The sequence below is a fragment of the Rhodococcus sp. P3_B8 genome (genome assembly GCF_056402775.1).
On record NZ_JBFUGT010000337.1, the window covers coordinates 1 to 6788 of the forward strand.

The following is a 6788-nucleotide window of genomic DNA, read 5'->3' on the forward strand; positions in this document are numbered from 1 at the left end:
GTGCGGGCACCGGTGTCGGTGGCGATCCGGCGGGCCTCGCGAAGCGTGAACGTGCAGTGGCTCGTCCCGAGGAGCAGTTCCATCGAACGGTCCCGGATCTGCTCGGTCATCGCGAGGACGAGGTCGGCGCGTTTGATCATCTCGGGCCGAAGGCGGCGCGCTCGGAATCCGTCGGCRCTCGCGCCGAGGCCTTCGATGACGCGGGCGGCGACGGGTTCGATCGGAAAGCCCACGAGGGCTCGGACACCGGCGCTCTCCGCGGTGAGGTGCGGCAGGTCGTGGGCAAGCGCGAACGCGTGCGTCAGCCGCTCTGCGATCGGCGAGCGGCAGACGTTCCCGCTGCAGATGAACAGAACGTGCATGAGGGTACCCTAACCAGCGACTTCGCCTTCGCGCGCGGGCAATTCCACTGTCCGAGCGGTCTGTTTCGAACGTTCACCTGCCCGTGGTGAGTCGTTCACCCCTCGGACTCCTCGCGGTCACGTCGAATCACGAACGCCCAGTTCACCGCGGTCGACACCGGAGTGTCGCCGCGTATGCGATCTGCGTCACTTCCCGGGGTGGGCGCCCCGCCGTCGCCGGGGGTTCGGAACCTCCCCGGCACGGGTCGTCTGCCCACAGCAGACAAGTGCCGGTCCGGCGCCGGCGCGGCGGTAGTAATGGAGGCATGACCACAGCCGCACTACCCGACCTGAACTACCGCGACCTGTTGGCGGACAGACTATTTCGTCAGCGCACGATCCTCCTCACCGGCGAGGTGGACGACGCCATGGCCGAGCGGGCCTGCTCCGAACTGGTGCTGCTCGCGGCCGCCGACCCCAAACGCGACATCGTGCTGTACATCAATTCCCCGGGCGGCTCCGTCTTCGCCGGCCTGGCCATCTACGACACGATGAAGCTCGTTCCCAACGACGTGGTGACCGTCGCCATGGGTTTCGCCGCCAGCATGGGCCAGGTACTGCTGTGCTCGGGCACCCACGGCAAACGGATCAGTCTGGCGCACAGCCGCATCATGATGCACCAGCCCTCGGCCGGCATCGGCGGCACCGCCGTCGACATCGCCATCCAGGCAGAGAGCCTCGAACGGATGAAACGACAGTCGCAGGAGATCCTCGCCGCCGAGACGGGGCATCCGGTCGAGCAGATCGCCGAGGACAGCGACCGGGACCGGTGGTTCACCGCCGACGAAGCCCGCGACTACGGGATCGTCGACCGCGTCGTGTCCTCGTTCGCCGAGATCGCCCCGCACACCACCGCCCCGAGAATTGGATTGTGAAGCCATGTCCCAATACACCATTCCCCACGTCATCGAGCGCACCCCGGCAGGCGAGCGGTCGTTCGACATCTTCAGCCGACTGCTGAACGAGCGGATCGTCTTCCTGGGCACCGAGATCGACGACGGAGTCGCCAATGTCGTGATGGCACAGCTACTCCACCTCCAGGCGGACAGTTCCGATCAGGAGATCGGTCTGTACATCAATTCGCCCGGCGGCTCCACGACCGCGATGCTCGCGATCTACGACACGATGCAGTTCCTCCGACCGACCATCGCCACGTACTGCATGGGTCAGGCCGCGTCCGCCGCCGCCGTGCTCCTGGCGGCCGGAACCAAGGGACACCGCCACGTCCTGGCCCATTCCCGGACGCTGCTGCACCAGCCGTCGACACAGGGCAACGGCACGATCTCCGACCTGGCGCTCCAGGCCGCGGAAATCATGCGGGTCCGTTCGCAGACCGAGGCGATCCTGAGCAAACACACCGGTCAGACCGTCGAACGCCTGCGGCGGGACACCGACCGGGACCGCATCTTCACAGCCGAGGAGGCCATCGAGTACGGCCTGGCCGACACGCTCGTCGCGGCCTGACGGAGGACGCTACGCGGCGAGCAGCGTGGGCACCTGCCGGTTCACGCTCCTGGTCGCCGGGTTCCGGTTCGCCGCGCCGAGCCGGCGCCCGGACCGGAACAGCAGGTGTTCCACCGGCAGACCGAGCGCGCCGCACACTGCGCGCAGCATTTCCGACGACGGCTCCTTCTTCCCGCGTTCGATCTCGGAGAGGTACTGCTTCGACATGCCGACGGCGGCGGCGACGTCCTCGAGGCTCCGATCCTGGTCCCGGCGGGCCTCGCGGAGCACTCGCCCGTACAGCTCACGCACCAACGGCTCCTCCCGTGATTGCTCGGGAGCGGCTGTCACCAGCGTCAGTCTGCGCTGAGCTTCCATACCGTCGGAGTCTTCCAGACGACGCACCCGGACGGAGCGGCGTTCACCGACAGCGGACAGCCGATCAGTACCGCCCGGCGACGGGGCGCGGACGGACCGATCGGCGTCACGACTCATCGAGCAGGTGGTTGCCGAGTAGTTCGTCGACGCGCTCGGCCGCCTCGTCCGGAATCCAATGGCTCACGCCGCGGAACACCTCGTAGGTGTACGGGCCGTCGACGAAGCGTGCGGTCAGCTCGGGACCTACCGGCCCGATCGCCGTGTCGCCGTCGCTCCACACGAAGAGCGTGGGCACCCGGACCTTCCGGGAGGCCGAACGGGGTGCGGTGAACGGCATGGCCCGATACCAGTTCAGGGCGCCCCGGGCCCGCGTCCGGTCGCGCATGGGCTCCAGGTCGCGCTTCGCCCCGTCCGCAGACTGGCCGCTGGCGAGCAGTGCCCGGTAGCCGTAACCGTCCGGGGTGATCAGCCGCTCCGGAATCCACGGCAGCTGGAACGCGAACATGTACCAGGACTTCAGGATCTGGCGACTGGTGAGCATCGCCCGCACGAACGCCGCCGGATGCGGCACCGACAGCGCCGTGAGCGTGCGAACCCGGTCGGGCCGTTCCGCCGCGATACCCCAGGCCACCGCCGCGCCCCAGTCGTGCCCGACGACATGCGCCGGCCCGAGGCCCGCCTGGTCGATGAGCGCGACGACGTCCGCGACCAGTTCCGCGGTGCGGTACGCCCAGCGGGCGCGGGGCCGGGCCCCGGCCGAATAGCCGCGCTGGTCCGGCGCGAGGGTGCGAAATCCCCGCCGGTGCAGCAGCGGCGCCAGTTCGTCCCACGACCGCGAGTCCTGCGGAAATCCATGTAACAGCACCACCGGCGTGCCGTCGATCGGACCCTCGTCGCGAACGTCGAACACGAGCCCGTCCCGGGTGAACGTGCCGATCCGTTCCGTGCCGCTCATCGGACGGCCGGCTCACGCTCGCTGTGGTCTGCGGCCGACGCTCCGGCGCGGAGGAACCGTCCTGTCTTGGTGGCGCCGAACCCGCCGGTGAACTCCCCGTCGCGGTAGACGAGCCTGCCGTTGATCACCGTCGCGACCGCCGCGCCGTCACTGCGGTTCACCATCCGGCGCAGACCGCCGTACTCGGGGACCTCGGCCTCGAACAATCCGTCCACCGTCGCGTCGAGACCCGCCGGATCGATGACGACGAGGTCGGCGCGGTCCCCTTCGCGCAGGTGGCCGGCATCGATGCCGTACCAGTCGCCCAGCTCGCCCGTCAGCCGGTGGACGGCACGCTCGACGGACAGGAACGGTTTGCGGTCGGATTGCGCGTCCTTGACCTTCTTCAGCAACCGGATCGGATAGTTGTAGAACGCCATGTTGCGCAGGTGCGCACCCGCGTCGCCGAATCCCATCTGCACCCCGGAGCTGGCCGCGAGCTTCTTCGCGAACTTGGGACGATGGTTGGCGATGGTGGTCCGCCACCGCAGATCGGTGCCGTACTTCACGACGAGATCGAGATACGCGTCGACCGGGTGCACGCCACGCAGGTCGCCCACCGCGCCGAACGTCTTGCCGATCAGCGCCTCGTCGGGGCACCCGACGATCACCGCGTCGTAGAAATTGCGGTGCCAGATGCGGGGGCTGAACTTGTTGTCGTAGTCCTTGCGGAACCGGCGTCGGTAGGACTCGTCCTGCAGCAGGGCGTTTCGCTCCACCTGGTCCTTGAGATGCAGTGCCGCCGCGCCGGCGCCGAACTCCTCGAACACCACGAGGTCGATGCCGTCCGCGTAGACGGTGAACGGCACCGGGAGGTGCTGCCACTTGAAGTCGGTCTTGGCGATGCGGTTCAGCAGGGGCGCCGCGGCGAGCATGAAGTACACGATCGGCGGGTAGGCCTTCGAGTCCGCGGCCGACAGCAGCGACGTCTTGAGGGGCTTGCGTCGTCCCAGACCCGAACTCTCCGCGAAGAATCCCGCGATGTTGGGGTGCAGGTTGATCGTCGGCGCGCTCTGCAGGATCTTGCCTCGCTCGCGCAGGATGCGGTTGAGGAAGCGAAACTCCTTCCACCGCGCATACGTGGACGGCAATGAGCGCGAACGGTATTCGTCGCCGTCGATCTTGTCGAGCGCATTTGTCATCGAGGACAGGCCGAGGAAGCCGGCGTCCACGGCCTCGGTGAGCATCGCGCCCATCCGCTCGAGTTCGCGGGCGCTCGGCTTGGTCCGCTTGTCGGTGCCCCGGCCGAGGCCGAGCACGTGGGTGCGGATGTCGGAGTGCCCGATGAAACCGGCGATATTGGGGCCGAGCGGCAGCGATTCGAGTGCCTCGACGTACTCCGCCGGGCTCTGCCAGATCTTGTTCTCGTCCAGGATCCTGAGCACGGAGTCGTGTGGCACGGCCTCGACCCGGCTGAACAGGTCGGCGCATTCACGCGGCGTCGAGTACACGGTGGACAGGGAGCAGTTTCCGAGGACGACGGTGGTCACGCCGTGTCGCACCGATTCCGGTAGTCCGGGGCTGACGAGCACCTCCGCGTCGTAGTGGGTGTGCACGTCCACGAACCCGGGGACTACCCATTTGCCTGCCGCATCGATGATCTCGGTGTCGGGCCCGACGGGCAGCGGACGGATCGATGCGCGGACGACGACACCGTCGCGGATGCCGAGATTGCGCCGCCGGGGCGCGGATCCGGTCCCGTCGAACCACAGCCCACCATTGACGACGACATCGAAATCCGACATTGTTGCGCTCCTCACACTCGGTATGTGTAACCCGAGGTTACGTATCCCGTTGAGTAAAAGTCAATGGACGGCTAGAGCGTTCCTCAATAGAGTGCAGGGGTGGCCGCCGCACCCCGCTCTCCCGAAGATCGGCGCGCGCAGATCCTCGACGTGGCCGTCCGACTTCTCGAGACGGTGCCGTTCGACGACCTGTCGATGGACCAGGTGGCGGCCGAGGCGGGCGTCTCCCCGCCCCTGCTGTTCCACTACTTCAAGAACAAGCAGGGTTTTCGCAACGCCGTCCTCGAGACCTCGGCCTCCGAATTGCAACGCCGGATGACACCCGACGCGACGCTCCCCGTGTCCGGGCAGCTCCGAGCCGGCGTCGAAACGTTCGCGGACGCGGTGATCGAGCACCCCACCATCTACCTGGCGGTCATGCGGATGGCCGGTAGTGGCGACGAGCGGATGCGGCAGATCTACCGCGGCATGCGGCGCACGTTCACCCGCTGGATAGGCGCGTCGCTGGCCGAGTTCGGGGTGCCGACGACACCCGCGCTCGAGGCCGCGATCTCGGGCTGGCAGGCGTTCATGGAGGAGATCGTGCTGTCGTGGCTCGACGAGCCGACCATGGACCGCACGGACATGATCGATCTCTGCGAACGCGCTTTCTATCACCTGCTTCCGGCAGCAGGCGTCGACGTCGACGCACTGGACGTGACACGCTGATCCGGATCACACCCGGACAGCAACCCCGGGCTCGCCTCCCACGCCTTCGCGGCCGGGTTGGTCGACGCGTGCCAGGTGTTCGTCGCTCCCGTCGTCGTGAGAGGCGGCACCCGGTCTCTCCCGGAGCGCGTCCGGTGCAGGCTGGAACTGCTGGACGAGCGCCGTTTCGGCAGAGGGTCTACCGGACGTCATTGGCCGGCGCGCTGCGCCTCCAGGAATTTCCGTCCCGGCGTCGGGTCGACGCCGAAGCGCTCGGCGTAGCGCTCGTGAAGTTCCTCCCACCGGTCCCACGACCCGTGCGCCTCCGCCTCGGAGAGGTACCCGCCTGCGAGATGAGGCTCGAGCCGCGCGAAGTAGGTCTCCCAGCCGGCCGCGGTCTGCGCTGCGATCGCACGGTCGCCGAAGACATGGATGAAGATCAGCCGGCATCCGTCGCCCTCAGCGGTCAGATCGAAGCTGTACCGCTCACCGCCGAAGGTCCACGCCAGCCGATGGGGTTCATCGACCTCGGTCACCTCGCCGGTCGCGCCGTAGGCCTCGAAGGTCTCCCCTGTCGCCGGTGTCCACTCGGCGGCGGCGGGAAACCAGCGCTCGAGCTCTGCCGGCACGCTGACCGCCCGCCACACGCGTTCGATCGAGTGGGCGAGCGTGCGCTCGAAGCGCAGCGCCGGGCGGCCGTCGATCGTCTCCAGGGTTCCGTCGGTCATGGGTTCTCCTCCAGGTGTCGTTCGAGGGCGTCGAGGCGCCTCGACCAGTACGCGCGGTACGGCTCCAGCCACTGGTCGACCTCGGCGAGGGGTTCTGGGCGCAGCGCGTACAGACGTTGCTTGCCGTCCACGCGCACCACGACGAGCCCGGCCTCGCGCAGTACCTTGAGGTGCTTGGACACGCCGGGCTGACTGAGCGCGATGCGCTCCACCAGTTCTCCGGCGGGCCGCTCACCCTCACGCAGCAGGTCGAGAATCTGTCTGCGGTGCGGCTCGGCCAGGGCGGCGTAGGCGCTCATAGCCTCATATTGCCAGACGGAAATATGAGTGGCAACCGTCACCGAGGTCGTCACGGCAACCCCGGCTTCCTCCGGGCGGCGGGCGGGGCCCCGACTTGACACACCTCATGTGA

9 protein-coding genes are annotated in these 6788 nt (G+C 68.0%); 3 read left to right on the forward strand and 6 right to left on the reverse strand.

The annotated features are described in order from the left end of the window. Positions 1-362, reverse strand: a 362-nt coding sequence (locus tag AC1D1G_RS39420; protein ID WP_477956306.1) for an arsenate reductase/protein-tyrosine-phosphatase family protein, incomplete at its 3' end; no start/stop codon positions are given. Positions 363-667: 305 nt separating this feature from the next. Between AC1D1G_RS39420 and AC1D1G_RS39425 the strand changes: the two genes are divergently transcribed. Continuing rightward, positions 668-1276, forward strand: coding sequence for a ClpP family protease (locus AC1D1G_RS39425; RefSeq protein ID WP_005568279.1), 609 nt, complete (start codon positions 668-670; stop codon positions 1274-1276). A gap of 4 nt (positions 1277-1280) precedes the next feature. Continuing rightward, positions 1281-1865, forward strand: a complete 585-nt coding sequence (locus tag AC1D1G_RS39430) for an ATP-dependent Clp protease proteolytic subunit (protein WP_005264590.1) — start codon at positions 1281-1283, stop codon at positions 1863-1865. A gap of 9 nt (positions 1866-1874) precedes the next feature. On the opposite strand, the gene AC1D1G_RS39435 is transcribed toward AC1D1G_RS39430, so the two are convergent. The 3 genes from AC1D1G_RS39435 to AC1D1G_RS39445 all read right to left on the reverse strand — a co-directional run bounded on the left by AC1D1G_RS39435 (position 1875) and on the right by AC1D1G_RS39445 (position 4961). Then, complete coding sequence (locus tag AC1D1G_RS39435; protein ID WP_280783710.1) at positions 1875-2222, reverse strand: helix-turn-helix domain-containing protein; 348 nt, start codon at positions 2220-2222, stop codon at positions 1875-1877. A gap of 106 nt (positions 2223-2328) precedes the next feature. Then, positions 2329-3177 carry an alpha/beta fold hydrolase gene (locus AC1D1G_RS39440; RefSeq protein WP_280783641.1) on the reverse strand — a complete coding sequence of 283 codons (849 nt, stop codon included), beginning with the start codon at positions 3175-3177 and terminating at the stop codon, positions 2329-2331. Further along, positions 3174-4961: an N-acyl-D-amino-acid deacylase family protein gene (locus AC1D1G_RS39445; RefSeq protein WP_477956307.1), complete on the reverse strand. Its 1788-nt coding sequence runs from the start codon at positions 4959-4961 to the stop codon at positions 3174-3176. The genes AC1D1G_RS39440 and AC1D1G_RS39445 overlap by 4 nt, the downstream gene beginning before the upstream one ends. Positions 4962-5060: 99 nt before the next feature. On the opposite strand from AC1D1G_RS39445, the gene AC1D1G_RS39450 reads away from it, so the two are divergent. Continuing rightward, positions 5061-5669 (forward strand): TetR/AcrR family transcriptional regulator, encoded by a 609-nt coding sequence (locus AC1D1G_RS39450; protein ID WP_283335882.1) that lies wholly within the window; start codon positions 5061-5063, stop codon positions 5667-5669. A gap of 188 nt (positions 5670-5857) precedes the next feature. Here the strand turns inward: AC1D1G_RS39450 and AC1D1G_RS39455 are convergent, their stop codons facing one another. Together AC1D1G_RS39455 and AC1D1G_RS39460 are read right to left on the reverse strand one after the other, a co-directional pair. After that, on the reverse strand, positions 5858-6376 hold the full coding sequence (locus tag AC1D1G_RS39455) for an SRPBCC domain-containing protein (RefSeq protein ID WP_283335881.1): 519 nt from the start codon (positions 6374-6376) through the stop codon (positions 5858-5860). After that, entirely contained in the window at positions 6373-6675 is a 303-nt protein-coding gene (locus AC1D1G_RS39460; RefSeq protein WP_280783645.1) for an ArsR/SmtB family transcription factor, read from the reverse strand. The genes AC1D1G_RS39455 and AC1D1G_RS39460 overlap by 4 nt, the downstream gene beginning before the upstream one ends. Positions 6676-6788: the final 113 nt, after the last annotated feature.